The organism is Desulfovibrio legallii (assembly GCF_900102485.1).
GTDB lineage: Bacteria > Desulfobacterota > Desulfovibrionia > Desulfovibrionales > Desulfovibrionaceae > Desulfovibrio > Desulfovibrio legallii_A.
In genome coordinates this window covers 226,747-243,103 of the sequence record NZ_FNBX01000003.1, presented here as the reverse complement: position 1 = coordinate 243,103, position 16,357 = coordinate 226,747, and the positions used below count along the sequence as shown (strand labels likewise).

The 16,357-nt window shown below is 63.4% G+C and carries 18 protein-coding genes; 5 read left to right on the top strand and 13 right to left on the bottom strand.

All coding sequences use genetic code 11. The annotated features are described in order from the left end of the window. Positions 1-108: 108 nt before the first annotated feature. The 5 genes from cas1 to BLS55_RS03370 are packed head-to-tail and all read left to right on the top strand — an operon-like array spanning position 109 to position 4,297. A complete protein-coding gene (gene cas1 / locus BLS55_RS03390) occupies positions 109-1,257 on the top strand; it encodes a CRISPR-associated endonuclease Cas1 (RefSeq protein WP_092152950.1) in 1,149 nt (382 codons plus the stop codon). A gap of 5 nt (positions 1,258-1,262) precedes the next feature. Beyond that, positions 1,263-1,538 (top strand): CRISPR-associated endonuclease Cas2, encoded by a 276-nt coding sequence (gene cas2 / locus BLS55_RS03385; RefSeq protein WP_092152949.1) that lies wholly within the window; start codon positions 1,263-1,265, stop codon positions 1,536-1,538. Then, positions 1,538-1,825: a CRISPR-associated endonuclease Cas2 gene (gene cas2 / locus BLS55_RS03380; RefSeq protein WP_092152948.1), complete on the top strand. Its 288-nt coding sequence runs from the start codon at positions 1,538-1,540 to the stop codon at positions 1,823-1,825. The genes cas2 (BLS55_RS03385) and cas2 (BLS55_RS03380) overlap by 1 nt, the downstream gene beginning before the upstream one ends. A gap of 34 nt (positions 1,826-1,859) precedes the next feature. Next, positions 1,860-3,008, top strand: coding sequence for a Card1-like endonuclease domain-containing protein (locus BLS55_RS03375; protein ID WP_092152947.1), 1,149 nt, complete (start codon positions 1,860-1,862; stop codon positions 3,006-3,008). Then, positions 3,005-4,297, top strand: a complete 1,293-nt coding sequence (locus tag BLS55_RS03370; RefSeq protein WP_092152946.1) for a TIGR02710 family CRISPR-associated CARF protein — start codon at positions 3,005-3,007, stop codon at positions 4,295-4,297. The genes BLS55_RS03375 and BLS55_RS03370 overlap by 4 nt, the downstream gene beginning before the upstream one ends. 84 nt (positions 4,298-4,381) lie before the next feature. On the opposite strand, the gene BLS55_RS03365 is transcribed toward BLS55_RS03370, so the two are convergent. The 13 genes from BLS55_RS03365 to rsmD form a co-directional block, all read right to left on the bottom strand. Continuing rightward, positions 4,382-5,014, bottom strand: a complete 633-nt coding sequence (locus BLS55_RS03365; protein WP_092152945.1) for a protein phosphatase CheZ — start codon at positions 5,012-5,014, stop codon at positions 4,382-4,384. Between the two features lie 82 nt (positions 5,015-5,096). Then, on the bottom strand, positions 5,097-6,095 hold the full coding sequence (ybgF, locus tag BLS55_RS03360) for a tol-pal system protein YbgF (protein WP_092152944.1): 999 nt from the start codon (positions 6,093-6,095) through the stop codon (positions 5,097-5,099). A gap of 89 nt (positions 6,096-6,184) precedes the next feature. After that, on the bottom strand, positions 6,185-6,391 hold the full coding sequence (locus BLS55_RS03355) for a PLDc N-terminal domain-containing protein (RefSeq protein WP_092152943.1): 207 nt from the start codon (positions 6,389-6,391) through the stop codon (positions 6,185-6,187). An 81-nt stretch (positions 6,392-6,472) separates the two neighbouring features. Beyond that, positions 6,473-6,955 (bottom strand): signal peptidase II, encoded by a 483-nt coding sequence (lspA, locus tag BLS55_RS03350; RefSeq protein ID WP_092152942.1) that lies wholly within the window; start codon positions 6,953-6,955, stop codon positions 6,473-6,475. Positions 6,956-6,961: 6 nt separating this feature from the next. After that, positions 6,962-9,790, bottom strand: a complete 2,829-nt coding sequence (ileS, locus tag BLS55_RS03345) for an isoleucine--tRNA ligase (RefSeq protein WP_092152941.1) — start codon at positions 9,788-9,790, stop codon at positions 6,962-6,964. A 367-nt stretch (positions 9,791-10,157) separates the two neighbouring features. Then, positions 10,158-10,409 carry a HypC/HybG/HupF family hydrogenase formation chaperone gene (locus BLS55_RS03340; RefSeq protein WP_092152940.1) on the bottom strand — a complete coding sequence of 84 codons (252 nt, stop codon included), beginning with the start codon at positions 10,407-10,409 and terminating at the stop codon, positions 10,158-10,160. 126 nt (positions 10,410-10,535) lie between these two features. Beyond that, entirely contained in the window at positions 10,536-10,676 is a 141-nt protein-coding gene (locus BLS55_RS12065; RefSeq protein ID WP_180365384.1) for a hypothetical protein, read from the bottom strand. A 19-nt stretch (positions 10,677-10,695) separates the two neighbouring features. Beyond that, positions 10,696-11,907 (bottom strand): sulfate respiration complex protein HmcC, encoded by a 1,212-nt coding sequence (gene hmcC / locus BLS55_RS03335; RefSeq protein ID WP_092152939.1) that lies wholly within the window; start codon positions 11,905-11,907, stop codon positions 10,696-10,698. Next, positions 11,908-13,023: a 4Fe-4S dicluster domain-containing protein gene (locus BLS55_RS03330; RefSeq protein WP_092152938.1), complete on the bottom strand. Its 1,116-nt coding sequence runs from the start codon at positions 13,021-13,023 to the stop codon at positions 11,908-11,910. It lies immediately after the preceding gene. A gap of 27 nt (positions 13,024-13,050) precedes the next feature. Next, entirely contained in the window at positions 13,051-14,022 is a 972-nt protein-coding gene (locus BLS55_RS03325; protein WP_092152937.1) for a nine-heme cytochrome c, read from the bottom strand. Between the two features lie 288 nt (positions 14,023-14,310). Beyond that, on the bottom strand, positions 14,311-15,270 hold the full coding sequence (gene miaA / locus BLS55_RS03320) for a tRNA (adenosine(37)-N6)-dimethylallyltransferase MiaA (RefSeq protein WP_092152936.1): 960 nt from the start codon (positions 15,268-15,270) through the stop codon (positions 14,311-14,313). Continuing rightward, positions 15,270-15,809 carry a pantetheine-phosphate adenylyltransferase gene (coaD, locus tag BLS55_RS03315; protein WP_092152935.1) on the bottom strand — a complete coding sequence of 180 codons (540 nt, stop codon included), beginning with the start codon at positions 15,807-15,809 and terminating at the stop codon, positions 15,270-15,272. The genes miaA and coaD overlap by 1 nt, the downstream gene beginning before the upstream one ends. After that, positions 15,806-16,357, bottom strand: coding sequence for a 16S rRNA (guanine(966)-N(2))-methyltransferase RsmD (rsmD, locus tag BLS55_RS03310; protein WP_092152934.1), 552 nt, complete (start codon positions 16,355-16,357; stop codon positions 15,806-15,808). The genes coaD and rsmD overlap by 4 nt, the downstream gene beginning before the upstream one ends.

Here is a 16,357-nt window from a genome sequence, read left to right as displayed (position 1 = left end):
GGAAGAAAGAGACCTGAAATACAAAGGGATTGTGACTCAACTGCGTTGGTCTTTGTCATGGGGGCATGCCGCCGGACGGAAAAGACCTGATACGCAAAGGGACTGTCCATGATTGCCTACATCCGCGAACAGGGCGCAAAAATTTCTCGCGAAGGGCAGCGGCTTATTGTCTCCACGCCGGACATGAAGCGCACCCTCTTTGTGGAACAGTTGGAGCAACTGCTCCTGTTCGGCAATGTGCAACTGACGCCTCCGGCTCTCCTTTTTCTGCTGCGCGAGGATGTGGATACGGTCTTTTTGCGGGCGGACGGCAGATACATGGGGCGGCTGTCCGGCAGGGAGCCAGCCAATGTCTTTCTGCGTAAGCGCCAGTTCGTCCTGATGGACGACCAGGCCTTCTGCCTGAAGGTGGGGCGCCGCATCGTACAGGCCAAGCTCGCCAACCAGGCCACGGTCATGGCCCGCATTAGGCGCGCGAGAGGAAAGCCGCAGGCGGGCGAGGCGGCTACCGCCCTGCGTGAGCTGGCGCGCAAGGCGGACGCGCTCGACGACCTTGACGCGCTGCGCGGACTGGAGGGGAGCGGTGCGGCCCTGTACTTCAAGCATTTGCCGCTGGCTTTTACGGAAGACTGGGGGTTCACAAGGCGTGTGCGTCGCCCACCCACCGATCCGGTCAACGCCGTGTTGTCACTGCTTTACACCCTGCTCATCAACCGTTGCTGTGCCGCAGTGCGCATCGCAGGGTTGGACCCCTACCCGGCGGCTTTGCACAGGCCCACTTACGGGCGGCAATGCCTGCCGCTGGACCTTGTGGAGGAGTTCCGCGCTATGCTGGCCGATACACTCACCATCGCACTGTTTAATCTGCGAGTGCTCGGCCGCAATGATTTTGAAGCGCCCGCACCGGAACCACAGGAGGAACTCCTGACAGCCGATCCTGCAGAGCAGGCTGCCCTGCAGGAGCCACTCGGAGCCATGACGCCGCAGTGTTCCGTGCCTGATGTCAGCGCCCTGGCAGGCGAACAGACGGAGGAGACTCCGGGCGGGCATGTGCCTGGCAGATCGCCCGTGCTTTTGCGGCATGATGCATTCAAACGTGTGCTCACAATCTTCGCAAGGAAAATGGAAACGGAATTCCACCACCCTGCAGCGGACCGGCAGATGACCTACAATGACGCCCTTGTGTTCCAGGCCCGGCAATACCGCCGTCTTGTGGAGGGCGAAGCGGACGCGTATCTCCCCCTCATGCTGCGGTGACACCCATGTACGCGCTCATTGCCTATGACATCAGCGATAACAGGACTCGCCGTAAATTTTTCAGTTTTCTCCGCGAAAAAGGACTGCACACGCAAAAATCTGTTTTTGAATGTGTGCTGGGGCAGAAAGAGTTCGCCGCTGTCCTGCGTATGGCCGCGGCGCTCGACATGCAGCCCTGGGATTCTGTGGTCATCTACCCTTTGTGTCGCCGCTGCGCCCACCGTGCCATCATTTTGGGGCAGGGCATCCGCGTGACACAAACAGATTGGATGGTTATCTGATGGACGGCCACTATCTTGTGCTGTACGATATAGCGGACAACAGACGCCTCGCGCGCGCCGCTTCCATTGTGCTGGACTACGGCGTTCGCGTACAGAGGTCCGTGTATGAGGTATACCTCACCCAGCATACCCTGCAGGTGCTGCAGTGCCGCTTGGCCGCGGTCATCGACCCTGAGGAGGACGGCGTGAAAATCTTCCCGCTGTGCGAGTCCTGCGCGGGGCGTCGGCGAGCCTGCGGGGCAACCCTGCCGCAGGCGTCCGAACCGCTGCCCTGGACGGTTATTTGACCCTGTCCCGGTCCGGGATAGAATTGGAGTCTGCATGCCCATTTCTGCCCTGCAACACCACATTGTCTTCGTGTCCGGCCAAGCGGTGCCCACATTGTTGGCTGCGTCCCTGCCGGGAAAAGAACCTTCCTATATCCACGCGGTCGTCACCCCGACTATGCGGAGCGCAGCACAGCAGTTGCGCAGGGCTCTGCAAGCGCGGGGGCGGCAGTGCGCCTTCTCAGAATACTCACTGGAGGATAACTACGGGCAGGACGCCATGTATGCCGTGTTGGACTCCATCCGTGCAGACTGTGGCGGAGAATCACTGGGGGTGAATCTCACGGGGGGCACCAAGCTCATGGCTTTGGCAGCTTCGGAATGGGCCTATGCCTGCGGAACTCCAGCCTTTTACATCGACACAGCGGCAGAGCAGGTCATCCAGATTGACCGTACATGGCGCTATGCCCCCCTGCCGGACGTGCTCTCCGTGCGAGACTTGCTGACGGCCAACGGCTTTGATGTGGAAAATGCCAACGCAGACCCCGTACCTGCCCCGCGCCGGGAGGCGCTTATGCGTCTGTTGGAGCTGGCCTGCACCCCTGCGGGGGGAATGGCGTTGGGCCATCTCAACAGGCTGGCGGAGAATGCCACCAATGCCAACTGTTGTGCGCGCGACAACCGCGCACCTGACGGGACCTGGGAAAAGCTGTTGGCTCTTTGCAAAGGCGAGGGCATGGCGCTGACAGGAAACGGCTGTGTGGCCTTTCCCAACGAAACGGCACGACGCTGGTGCAATGGCGTTTGGTTTGAAGAATATGTGCGGATGACGCTGTTCAAGTTGAAAATGGAACGGATCATCAATGATTTTGCATCCTCAGTCAGAGTGCGGCGGGAAGGGGTGCTGAACGAACTTGATGCCCTGTTTACCGCGCGCAACCGTCTGTTCACTATTGAATGTAAAACGTCAGTCATGTCCGATAGTGGTGCCGCGCAACAGAATAGAGTGTCCGCAGATCTCTATAAGGTGGATTCACTTCATGAACGCCTCGGCGGCATCTTCACCAGGGCCATGCTCTGTTCGGTGCGCCCTCTCGATAGCAGAGACATGGAACGGGCGCGCACTATGGGCGTGCGCGTGCTTTGCGGCAAGGATGTGCTGAATTTGAAAAACAAACTCATCAGCTGGAGCAAGGAAGCATGAGCATATCCACACCAAAGGTCATCGTCTGCACGGTGGGTGGTTCGCCCGAACCTCTGCGCACAACCATCTGCTTTCACAAACCAAGCCATGTCATCTACTTCGCCTCGCCGGAGTCTCGCTGCACCATCCGCGGGAGCGTTGAGGCCGACTTGGCATGGCACATCGGCGATACCCAGATCGTTACCCTCAGCAATGTCCAAGACATCGTACAATGCGTGCTGGATATGCGGAAGGGCATTCCCCAGGCATTGCGTGACATGTCCTTGCCGGAGGATACGCCCCTCATAGCAGATATTACCGGCGGCACAAAGATTATGTCCGCGGCCCTGGCTTTGGTCATGATGGAGTTTCAAAGCCGTTTCTCCTATGTGGGGGGCTGCGCGCGCACCAAGGATGGGCTGGGTATCGTGAAATCCGGCACAGAAAAAGTGGTGCAGGACGCCAACCCGTGGGACGTGCTGGCCCTGCGGGAGGCCCGCGCATTGGCGCACTCCTTCAATAACGCTCAGTTCGTCGATGCCCTGACCACGGCGCAGACACTTGCCCAAAAGATGGACGATGCGGGCAAGAAGAAATTCTACGGCGCCATCGCTGCCATGGTGCAGGGCTATATGCTCTGGGACAGCTTTGACCATAAGGCGGCACTGGGGCACTTGCGTCAGGCCCATGACCGGCTGGTACCTTACGTTGTCAGAAGCAAGCGACTTGCAGAATTGCACTCCGGTTTGCAGCAGGATGTGGAGCGTCTGGAAATCGTCTGCGAGGACGCGAAGATGCTGCGTAATATGCCTGCACAGCCAACGGACGAGATGGGGAACGCCTATCTGCGGGATCTGCTGGGCAACGCGCAGCGCCGCGCCGCGGCAGGGCACTATGACGATGCGGTGGCGCGCCTGTACAGCGCCATAGAAAAATGTGCCAAATGCGCCTTGCGGGTGCGGCACGGCATCGACAATGGGCATGTGCGGCCGGAGCAGGTGCCCGCGTCCCTGCGAGAGGATTGGCATTCGTCGCTGGAGGCGGAGGGCACCGCACGCGTAGGCCTGGAAAAATCCTTTCAGCTGCTGGCGGCACTGGATGATCCATTGGGAAAAGATTTTCTTGCGTCACAGCACAACCTGAAGAAAGTTTTGGAATGCCGCAATGCATCTCTGCTCGCGCATGGCTACTTTCCTATCGGTAAGGAGAAATATGAGAAACTCTTGGCGGTAGCGCTCGATTTCCTGCGGACTGATACGGCCAGCCTGCCCGTCTTTCCCAGAATAGATTGGAAGGCGCTGCTCCCATGAGCCGCGCCTCAGACTTGTAATCCCCCGCCTGACGGAACTCAGGCGGAAAGAAAAATGGTCGGGCAGCGGGAAAATAGGAAGCGATTACATGCCCAGCTGGGCGAGCATATCGTCAATGGCGGACTGGGAAATGCCGTTTTTGTCCGGGCCTTTGAGGGCGGCCTGGCGGCGCTGGTGGAAGGCCTTCAGGGCTTTGGCAGCTTCGTCGCGCAGCTCGGCCGCGGTCTTCTGGGGGCTGTTTTCCGCCCCCTCAAGCATGAGGCCGGAAGAAATGTAGAGCTCCACCACGGTACTTTCGATCTGGTTCAGGGAGTCCACCACGCGCTTGATGCGCTGGCCGGTAATGTCCTGAAAGCTCAGGGTGGTGAGCAGGGTGGTCAGGTCGTCGCCCAGGCGGCTGTTGTTTTCTTCCAGCATGTGCACCTGGGAGGGGGTGGCCGTGCCCTGGCGCACGGCGGCCAGCAGCTCGGTGTTCTGGGCCTGCAGATCCAGGTGCCGTTCTACAATTTCCATGATGCTCATGGTGGCCGATTCCGTGGCCTTCAGCACCTCGTCCAGCTGGTCCGAAGCCTCGTGGAACAGCGCGTCCGTGGCGGGGCCGGGCAGGGGCTGGTCTTTGGAGGCGGTGTAGATCTGGCGGTAAATATCCCTGAGGCCCTGGCGCATGTCTGCAGTCAGCTGCTTGTACACGGCGGGTTCGCTCGGCTGGTCGCTCATGCCTCTGCCCTTTGCGCGCGGCGCGGTTGCGGTGGAAAGCTGCTGCGGCCCCGGCGACTGTCCGCACGGGGCCGCTGAGGCGTCACTTGTTGGTCTTAAGGAAGGTCTTGGCCCGTGCGGCTTCGGGCGAATTGGGGTATTTTTTGATCAGCTCCTGCATGCGGGCCTTGGCCGCCGCGCCCTGATTGAGCTTGCTGAAGCTGATGCCCTGTTTCAGGTACGCGCCGGGCGCGCTGGAGGATTTGGGATACTTTTTGATGACCGTGTCGTAGGCCAGGGCCGCATCCGCAAACTGGTTGCGCTGGAAGTAGCACTCCGCCATGTAGTACTGGGCTTCCGGAGCCTGGCTGTGGTCTTTGTAGTTTTTGAGAAAGTCAGAAAAGGAGCGCTGGGCCTCATCGTACTTGCGGGCGTTAAAGGCGTTGACGCCCGCGTCGAACAGGGCCAGGGAGATATCTTTTTGCGGCGCCTGCACCTGCGTTTGGGGCTGGGGCGAAGGCTGCCCCCAGGTGCTGGCCGAAGGCGCCTGGGCCGGCCCTGCCGCCGCAGAGCCCGCCGCGACGCCAGCGGCCCCCGCTGTTGCGCCGGCGGCCGCCTGGCCGTAAGCGGGCTGCCCGTTGGCGGCAGCCTGTCCGTAGGTGGGGGTTTGGCCGTAGGCCGGGGTTTGTCCGTAGGCGGGCTGGGCCTGCGGCGCGGCCTGGACAATCGGGGTCGCGGCAGGCGAAGAGCCGGCGGAGGCGGCCATGGGGTCGCCCAGGTTCAGGTTCAGCGCCATGCTGCGCTCCACCTGGCGCAGGGCCTCGTCATGGGTTTTAACGCGCTCCACCAGGGCGCGTGCGCCGCCCGCGTTGTGCAGGTCGTCCATCTGACCTTTCAGGGTATTCAGCTCCTGGCGCATGGCCTGGAGCTGATTCCAGGCATCGGCCTGGGCGGGCTGCATCTGCCGCAGCTGCACGTCGTGCTGCTGCACCTGCTGCTCCAGGCTCAGATTGCCGCTGCCGCTGCTGCTGCCCACGCAGCCGCTCAACGGCAGGGCCGCGCAGGCCAGCGTCAGGATGTACAGGGAACGGAATGTGCGCATATCTTCCTCATCTTCAAAGGCTTGGGGGTTGACTAAGGGGCTGTTCCATCGGGCGGGTCAGGCTTTGCTGCGAAGGCAACAGGGCAACCCTAGGTCTTCACCTCGCCCAGCGCCTTTTTGCGCCCGGTAAAAATATAGATGATGCCGCCGAGAACCGGCACGAACACCACCAGCAGGAGCCAGAGCACGCGCTGCTGGGGGCTTGCAAACTCGTGCCCCCAGATGTGCAGAATGCTCCACAAGGAGGGGATCATGGGCACCATCAGCACCAGCACATGCCACCAGTGGAAAATCATAGAGCCTCCTCAGGGTGCTGGGCTGCGGCGAACGCTGCGCGCGGCCGCAAACAGCAGGCCCCGGCATCGGTTACGAGCCGGTCAGCGGCGTGGCGCGGGCTTAAGCCAGAGTACCAGGCAGACCAGCGCCACCCCCACAAAAATGGCCGAATCCGCCACATTGAACGCCGGCCAGTGCCAATCTTTCCAATAAACGTCCAGAAAGTCCACTACCGCACGAAAGCGCACCCTGTCCACCAGGTTGCCCAGCGCGCCCCCCATGATGCAGCCCAGCCCCGTGAGCAGGCAGGGCCCGTTGTCCGCGCTGCGGGCCACAGCCAGAATGGCCCCCACAGCCACGACGGTGGCGGCCAGAAAAAGCCAGAACTGCCACTCCATGTCCGAGCGGTTCAGGAAGCCGAAGGCCGCGCCCCGGTTGCGGATGTTGACCAGGTCGAACACGCCGGGGATGACCGTGACTGGCCTGTGCTCCGGTATGCAACGCATGACGGCCCATTTGCTCAGCTGATCCAGAAACAGGACCAGGGCGGCTACGGAGCCCAGCAGCGCGTAGCGGCGTACCATGGCGCGTCAGCTGCGCTCGGCGTCCGGGCCGACGACCACGGCCGTGCAGCGCGGGCAAAGGGTGGGGTGGTCCTTATGGCTGCCCAGCTCCGTGCTGTAAATCCAGCAGCGTTCGCACTTGGCTCCCAGGGCCTTGCCCACATCAATGGCCAGGCCCGCCACTTCCGGGTCGCTGTAGGCGCCTTGCGGCGCGGCGGCCAGCGGCTGCAGGCTCAGCTGGGAGACGATGCAGAAAGCCCGCAGGTCCGTATCCAGCCCTTCCAGGCGCTGGCGCAGCTCATCGGCCGCATAGAGGGTCACCCGCGTGTCCAGGGCGTGCCCCACCGCGCCGTCGCGGCGCAGGGGCTCAATAGCGCGGGTTACCGCGCCGCGCACGGCCAGCAGCACGTTCCAGTCGTCGCGCGTGCCTTCCGGCAGCAGGAAGGGGGCGAGGTCGTCCACCGGCGGCAGCGCGAAAACCGTGGCCAGCGGGGGGCGCAGCCCTTCCGGGATATGGCTGAGGATTTCCTCCGCCGTGAAGGAAAGCACCGGGGCCATGTCGCGCAGCAGCAGACGCAGAATATGCCAAAGGGCCGTCTGGGCCGAGCGGCGTTCCGGTCCGGTCTGGGCCGAGGCATAGAGCCGGTCCTTGAGGATATCCAGGTATACGGCGGAAAGGTCGGTGACGCAGTAATTGTGCAGGCAGTGGTAGACCTTGTGAAAGTCGAAATCCATATAGGCCTGCTGCACCCGCTGATGGGTAAGGGCCGCCGTGTCCAGCGCAAAACGGTCCAGGGGCAGCAGATTTGCCGGGGGCAGCAGGTCTTCGCGGGTCAGATCGTGGAGGTTGCCCAGGATGAACCGGCAGGTGTTGCGGATGCGGCGGTAGGCGTCCACCAGCCGCCCCACGATTTCGTCGGAAAGGCGGATGTCTTCGCGGTAGTCCACCGAAGAGGCCCAGAGGCGGACGATTTCAGCCCCATATTTTTCGGTCAGTTCCTGGGGCGCAATGATATTGCCCACGGATTTTGACATCTTGCGGCCTTCGCCGTCCACCACATAGCCGTGGGTGAGCACGCTGCGGTAGGGCGGGCAGCCCCGGTTGCCCTCGCTTACCAGCAGGGAGCTGTGGAACCAGCCCCGGTGCTGGTCCGAGCCTTCCAGATAGAGATCCGCGGGGAAGGAGAGCTCCGGCCGCTGTTCCAGCACGGCGGCAAAGCTGGTGCCCGAATCAAACCAGACGTCCAGAATGTCCGTCTCGCGCTTCCAGTGGCTGCCGCCGCAGTGCGGGCAGGTCAGGCCCTGGGGCGCGATTTCCTTAATGTCCGCCTCGTACCAGTAGTCGCAGCCCGTGGGGTGCGCGGCGAAGCGGTCGCAGATGTCTTCCATCCACTGGGGGTCGTTCCAGGCTTCGCCGCAGTCTTCGCAGAGCAGGGCCAGGATGGGCACGCCCCACTGCCGCTGGCGCGAGATGCACCAATCCGGGCGGAATTCCACCATGTTGTGGATGCGTTCCCGGCCCCAGGAGGGGATCCAGCGCACTTCCTCGTCAATGTCTTTGAGGGCGCGGGCGCGCAGGTCGTTCTTTTCCATACTGATGAACCACTGGGTGGTGGCGCGGAAAATGACCGGCTCCTTGCAGCGCCAGCAGTGCGGGTAGGAATGCTTGATGCGCCCCTGGTGCAGCAGCGCGCCCACTTCCTCCAATTTTTCTATAACCTTGGGGTTGGCCTCAAAGACCGTGAGCCCGGCAAAAAAGGGCACCGTGGGCAAAAAGCGCCCGGCGTCGTCCAGGGGGGAGAGGATCTCCAGCCCGTAGGCGAGGCCCACTTCATAGTCCTCCCGTCCGTGACCCGGAGCCGTGTGCACGCAGCCCGTGCCCGCGTCCAGGGTGACGTGCTTGCCCAGCACCAGGGGCGATTCCCGATCGTAGAAGGGGTGGCGGGCCTTGAGGCCTTCCAGCTGCGCGCCCGTGGCCCGGCCCAGCACCGTGGGCTCGCTCCAGCCGAAGCGGGCGGCGCAGGCCTCCAGCAGCTCGGCTGCCAGCAGGTACTGCGCGTCCCCGGCCTGCACCAGCACATAGTCAAAGTCCGGGTGCAGGCACACGGCCATGTTGTCCGGCAAGGTCCAGGGGGTGGTGGTCCAGATGGCCACAAAGGCGCGGGAAGGATCCGCCTGGGGGAAGAGTGCGCGCAGGCCGGCGTCAGGCAGGGCGAAGCGCACATAGATGGAGGGAGAGGTGTGGTCGTAGTATTCCACCTCGGCTTCAGCCAGGGCCGTGTGGCAGGAGCAGCACCAGTAGATGGGCTTTTTGGCGCGCATGACGCCGCCCCCGGCCACAAACCGGGCCAGCTCGCGCGCTGTGGCCGCCTCATAGGCGGGTTTCATGCTCATGTAAGGATTTTCCCACAGGCCCAGCACGCCCAGGCGTTTGAATTCCTTGCGCTGAATGTCGATCCACTTGGCGGCGTATTCGCGGCAGAGGCGGCGCACCACATGGGCGGGCAGGGTTTTCTTTTTCTCTTTGAGCTCCTGCTCCACCTTGTGTTCAATGGGCAGGCCGTGGCAATCCCAGCCCGGCACATAGCGTGAGGCGTAGCCCGCCATGTTGCGGGATTTGACGATAATGTCCTTGAGGATTTTGTTCAGGGCGTGGCCCATGTGGAGGTGCCCGTTGGCATAGGGCGGGCCGTCGTGCAGCACATAGCCGCCTTTGGCGCCGGAGGCGGCGGCCATGAGCTCCGCGGCGTTGATGGCGTCCCATTTTTTGATGGCGTCCGGTTCGCGGCGGGCCAGGTCGGCCTTCATGGGAAAGCTGGTTTTGGGCAGATGCAGGGTCTTTTTATAGTCGCTCATGCTGGCTCCGGCGGTAAAAACGCCACAAAATCATCCACATGGCTGGATAGGATAAAGAAAAAAACCGCCCTAGTGTGGGCAAAGACCGCCCTAAAGTCAAGACGAACGCTTCACCTGCCGCCGCAGCGCAAAGGCCGTTTGCCGACGGCACGCGGCGCGCCCTCGGCAAGCGGCAACATGGGTGCGCCTCTGGCGCATTATCCAGACGCCTGCGCCTGTGCGGCGGCCGACAGGGCCGCTGCGTCGCCGCCGGATGCGGGGGATGGGGCGTATCCGGGGCAGTGTGGGGCGGCCGTGCGCTTCCGGGGGCAGATGCGTGAGGCCAGGGAAGGGCAGACCTGTTCGGCGCGTATGCGCGCGTTGCGCGTCAGAACGGAGCGGGCGTCCCCTCCATGGCCTGGGCCAGTTCCCGCAGGGCGGAGAGGCTTTCCTCAGCCTCCTGAGGGGTCAGGGTATGCAGGGCAAAGCCCGCGTGGACAATGACGTAGTCGCCGATGGCGGGCGGCTCCGGCAGGAGCATGACGGAGGCGGTCAGGAAGGTCTGGCTTTCGCCCACGCGCACGCGGGCCATGCCGTTTTCCTGCAGTTCCTCAATTCTGGCGGGTATGGCGAGACACATGACGGTCTTCAGACCTCCTCAAAGCGGATTCCTTTCAGGATACGCATTCCCCGGCCCGACGGCAAGGTGCGGCGGCCACAAAAAAAGGGGGGCTTGCGCCCCCCTTGCTGACGGATCAGCAACAGATCAGTCCTGCTTCTTGCCCTTCTTGCTTGGGAAGAGGATGAAGTTCCAGTACCACACATAGAGCGGCAGCACGATGAACATCATCACATAAGCCCAGCTCTTGGTGTAGAGAAAGTATTGATGAAAAGTATGGAATTCCATGGCAATCTCCTCTTGCGCTCTAGTGGGCATCCCTGAAGTCGGGGTGTTCGTAGAGCACGGGCATATGGTAGACGATGAAGCGGTACACCGTCACGATCATGGTCACCACGAACATGGAGATGCAGATTTCCCAGATGCTGGGGAAATAGCGCTCCGACGAAGGCAGGGCATAGTTGAAGGCGATCATGCTTACGTTGAAGCGGTTGAGCACAATGCCGATGACCGTGTTGGCCGCGGCAAAGCGGCAGAGGCCCAGGCGGCGTTCCCGCGCGCCTTTGGCGTAGGTGAGGGCGGGCAGCAGCACAAAGCCGAGCATCTCCACCAGCCACCATGCCCCGTAACCCGAAAAGAGGTAGGGGATGTTGGCCTGCACCAGCATGTCAATGAGCTTGAGCATGAAGTAGGAGAAGAGGATGAACGACGCGGCCCGCGCAAAGCTGAAGACCACCTGGTCCGCTTCGCGCAGATGGGTTTTGTCCATGTATTGGTGCACGCCCTTGTGGGCAAACATGCCTTCAAAGATGACCATGGACGCGCCGGCGGCCATGGAGCTTACAAAGAAGAACATGGGCATGAAGGGCGAGTACCACAGAGGATGCAGCTTGCCGGGCGCGATGAGGTAGAGCGAACCCAGCGAAGACTGGTGCAGGGTGGAGAGGGTCACGCCGAAGATGGTCAGCGGGATGGTGAACTTGATGACGACCTTGCGCCATTTGACAAGCCAGGGGAAGCGGGAGGCCAGCCATTCCATGGGCGCCACGGAAAACTCCACAAAGAGCACCGTAAGGTAGGTGGCCACGCAGAGGCCCACTTCAAACAGCACGGAGGTGGTGCCGGGGAAGAAGAACATGAAGGGCAGCCGCAGCGGATGGCCCAGGTCATACAGAAGCGCCACCACCACAAAGGCGTAGCCCAGGAAGGCCGTGGTCACGGCCGGCCGGATGGCCGAGTGGTAGTTGACGCCCATGATGTAGCAGGCCACCGTGGTGAAGTAGCCGCCCGCGGCCAGGCACACGCCGCAGAGCAGGTCAAAGCCGATCCACATGCCCCAGGGCTGGTTGTCGCTCAGGTTGGTGACCGAGCCGATGCCCATGGTGAAGCGGATAATGGTGATGGTCAGCCCCACAGCCAGAATAATGGCGGTGATGATGTTGCCGGGCGTGGGGCGGAAAAACTCGCCCAAATTGAACAGCTTGTCCCTGGTGGGAATAACGATGCTGTGCTCAGCCATTTATTTATCCTCCCCGTGTTCCCGGCTGCCGTCCGCTTCTCTGGCCTTAAGGGCCTCGGTCATGGCGCGGCGGGCCGTATCGGCGGCGCCCGGTCCCTGGGTTTCCTCAATCTTGCGCACGGCGGCGTCCACAGCGGCGGCCACGTCTTCCCTGGCCTCCTTGGCGTGCTTTTCCTGCTCCGCCTTATAGATGGACTCGCGGCGCTTGGTGATGGCGTAGGCCCCGCCGAAGAGCACGGGCCAGAAGGCCACGATCATGGGCACCGTGCCCAGCGCGCCGTAGGTCAGTTCGCCCATGGGCTGGGTGCCCAGGTGGGTGTCCAGCCCAAGCTGCTTCCAGGTGTCCGGAGCGTGCGCGTCCTTGGCTGGGGCTTCCGTGGCGGCGGCCGGAACGGCCTTGGGCGTGGCCGGGGCCAGCACCATCCAGGCGGTGCCGCCGGCGTCCGCTTCGCCGTAGATGTAGTTGGTGTAGCGCCCTGGGTTTTCGGCAATGCGCGCGCGGGCCACCTTAAGCAGGTCGCTGCGGCGGCCGAAGGTCAGGGCGTCCATGGGGCAGGCCTCCACGCAGCCGGGCAGCTTGCCTTCCTTGAGGCGCGGCTCGCAGAAGGTGCACTTCTGCACCAGGGGGTCGAAGGCCTCGTCGTACTGGAAGCCCGGCACATAGAAGGGACAGGCGACCATGCAGTAGCGGCAACCCACGCACTGGCTGCCGTTGTAGGCCACGCTGCCGTCGGGCTGCTTGGTGAAGCATTTGGCGAAACAGGCCGAGGCGCAGGCCGGATCGTTGCAGTGGAAGCACTGCAGCTTGCGGAACACGGGCTTGCCGTTGACTTCGTACTTGTTCACCACCGTCCACTCATAGGCGGAGGTGCGGCGGCGTTTGGCGGTGACGGAAACGTCGGTGAAGGGCGTTTTGGGCTTGGGCAGGTGGTTGACTTTGTTGCAGGCCTCTTCACAGCGGCGGCAGCCGATGCAGCGCGTGGTATCGTGCAGCACGCCGTAGCTGTCCGCATAGTAGGGGAAGGTGTGCACCCCGGCCTCGGCCACCTTGGCCGTGCTCAGGGCCGAGACCACACCCGCGCTTCCCATAAAAGTCAGGAATTTTCTGCGATTCATATGCGATTCTCCATGCTCTGGGGCGCGCTACGGGCGCGCCTTATGGCAGGTGGTGCAGTCGGTGTTTCTCGGGCGTCCCACGTTCATGCCCTGGTGGCAGCCCATGCACTGGAGGTGGTAGGCGGCCTTGAGGTTGGGACGCTGCGGGTGGGCCTTGTCGATATCCTTGGCGTGGCAGCTGGCGCACTTGGGCGGCGTGGCCGAAAGCGGGCTTCTGTGGTGGCAGGTGGAGCAGAGAGTCTCCGGCTGGTTGTGGAAGGCCTGGGCCAGCTTGTCGTCCTTGATGCGCTCCATCAGCGAAGTCAGGTGGCGACGGTGGGAGAACACGGCGGGTTCGTAGGTCTCGGCGATGGCGTCGATGCGCACCTTATAGGGAGCTTCCGTGGGGGCAAGGAGCTTGGCGGGCTTGTGGGAGAGCACAGTCTCCGCGGCCAGTTCCTCGTTGCGTTCGGGCGGCAGCTTGTCGGCAATGCCCTGCTGCAGGTCCGCGGGCGTCATGGAAGGCGTCACGTTGTGGCAGGTGGCGCACCAGGCCTGACTACGGGTGGGGGTCACGATTTTGTGGCAGCCCGCGCACTCGCGCCGTTCCTTGGTCTGCTGCTCGTGGCAGCTCACGCAGCTGACGGGCGTATTGCCCTTGGCGCGCTTGGCAATATTGGTGGCGTGCATGGCGCGGTCAAGCGTGATGAAATTGCCTTCGGCCTTGCCTTCCACCGTATGGCAGGTGGTACAGGCGACAGGGTCGCCCGTGTGGTGGCAGGTTTCGCAGTTTTCAATCTTTTTCTCATGGATAAGGTGATTGAAGACCACGGGCTTCATGGCCGAGCCCTTGGGATTGGGCTTCTCGCTGACCGGGAACATGACTTTGGCCGAAGGCGCGCCGCTGTCGGTGGGCTCCAGGGACGCGGCCAAAGCCGAACCAGCCCCCGTAGCCGACAGACACGCCGCGCCCGCCAGGGCCATGGCCGCCAGCAGTAGCAGTGTTGTGCCGTTCCTCATGTGCTTGTCCTTTTGCATTCAGACATTTCCCCAAGGCCCGTGCGCATGGCGCAGCGGGCTTCCTCCGGCCCCGTCGATCCCTGCGGGGGCGACACGCAGATATCCGAACGGTACTCCACAGCCTGGAATCCGTCAAGGCGTTCGGCTGGTTGGAACGGTTTCTTATGCTTGAGAAAACAAAGAGATTGGGAAAATTTTCCTAAAATGGCCACCACCGCGCGTTTTCGCGGGCAGTGCGGGGGAAAAGTGCCGGGCGTTGCGCGGCCCTGCGCCGCAAGCGAGCAGATTTCAAGGGCGGGTGCAATTGTGTGATTTTTCCCAACAGCGCCTTGCCGCGGCGACCACAGCCCCGACGTCGTCCGGCGGCAGGGGCACAGCCTCGGCGCGGGCGCGGAACCAGGTGCGCTGGCGTTTGGCGTAGGCCCGCGTGTTGTGCAGCCAGCGTTCCCGGCACTGGGCCAGGGTCAGCCTTCCTTGCAGGTGGGCCAGAGCCTCGGCGCAGCCGATGCCCGTCCAGCCGGGGGCCTGGGGATCGGCGCAACGCGCCAGGGCGGCGCGGGCCTCATCCAGCGCGCCCGCCGCCAGCATGGCGTCCAGCCGTCGGGCCAGGCGCGGTTCCAGCCAGTCCAGGGGGGCGTCCAGCACAAGCAAGGGCCCCGCGCAGAGGGGGGCCTCCATGGCGTGGGCGTGCCACCAGCTGAAGGGGCGGCCCGTGGCCTGGCACACTTCCAGCGCGCGCACAATGCGTTGACGGTCATTGGGGTGGATGCGGGCGGCGTAGGCCGGGTCCAGCTTTGCCAGGGCCGCGTGCAGGGCCGGCGCGCCTTCCTCCGCCAGGCGGGCTTCCAGGCCAGCCGTGAGGGCTGGGTCCACCTGCGGGATGCGGGCCATGCCGCGCAGCAGGGCCTGAAAGTAAAGCCCTGTGCCGCCCACCAGCAGCGGGGCGCGTCCGCGGGCCAGGATTTGGGCCACCGTGCGGGAAGCGGCCGCGGCCCAGCGCCCGGCGCTGATTTTTTGCGTCGTGGGCAGAAAACCGTAAAGATAGTGGGGGCACTGGGCCTGTTCCGTAGCTGTGGGCTGGGCCGTGATGCAGGGGAAATCGGCATAGACCTGACGCGAGTCGGCGTTGATCACCTCGCCGTCAAGGGCCGCAGCCAGGGCCAGGGCCGCGGCGGTTTTGCCCGAACCCGTAGGCCCGGCCAGGCAGATGACCGGCAGGGGGGCGGAATCAGGAGCGCCGGGGGGCATCAGAGCACGCGGAAGCCGCCGTGGGGCGGGGCCAGGCAGGGCGTGCCCTGGCGCACTTCGCCCTTGCGGTATTTTTCCATGAGGGCCAGGCGGACGTTTTCCGGCACCAGCCCCTTGATGTCCGCGCCGTGGCTGGCGGCCGCCTTGACAATGGTGGAGCTGATGAACAGCCACTGGTAGTCGGTCATGAGGAAGATGGTCTGAATGTGGCGCTGCAGGCGGCGGTTCATAAGCGCCAGCTGGAACTCGTATTCAAAGTCAGAAACGGCGCGCAACCCGCGCAGCAGGGCGCAGGCCCCGCGTTGGGCGGCGTATTCCACCGTCAGGCCGGAGAACGGCTCCACCGTTACGTTGGGCACGTCCAGGAGGGCTTCGCGGGCCATGGCCACCCGTTCTTCGTGACTGAACAGAGGCTTTTTGGGCGTATTGTCGGCTACGGCTACAATAATCTGATCAAACACTTCGCAGCCCCGACGGATAAGGCTCAGATGCCCGTTGGTCAGAGGGTCGAACGTACCGGGATACAAGGCTGTTTTCATGGCATGGTCCAGATGAGGATGCGGGTTTGGCCCAGCAGCCGGTCCACCTCAAGGCGGAGCTCCAGCGGCGGGGAAAGCCTGGCCTCTTTTTCCACCTCGGCGGTTACAAAGGCTCCCGGCGCAAGCCAGCCGCGCTGGGTGAGCAGGCGCAAGGCCGGATCCGCCAGGCGTTTGCGGTAGGGGGGGTCCATAAAAACCAGATGATAGGGGGCGTCCGGCGGGCGCTTGAGCACGCGCAGCACGTCCTCTGCCAGCAGGCGGACCACCCCCTCCAGGCCCAGGGCCGTTGTGTTGGCCGTAAGGCAGCGCACGGCCTGGGGGGCGCTTTCCACCAGCAGGGCGTGGGGCGCGCCGCGGCTTACGGCCTCAAAAGCCAGACTGCCGCTGCCGGCAAAGAGATCCAGCACCCGCGCCGTTGGCCAATCAAGGCCCCGCGCCGCAAGCATGGAAAAAAGGGCCTCGCGGGTTCTGCCCATGGCCGGGCGGTAGCCTTCGCCCTCCACGGTTTTGAGCAGACGCCCGCCCAGTCGACCGGCAATGACGCGCAT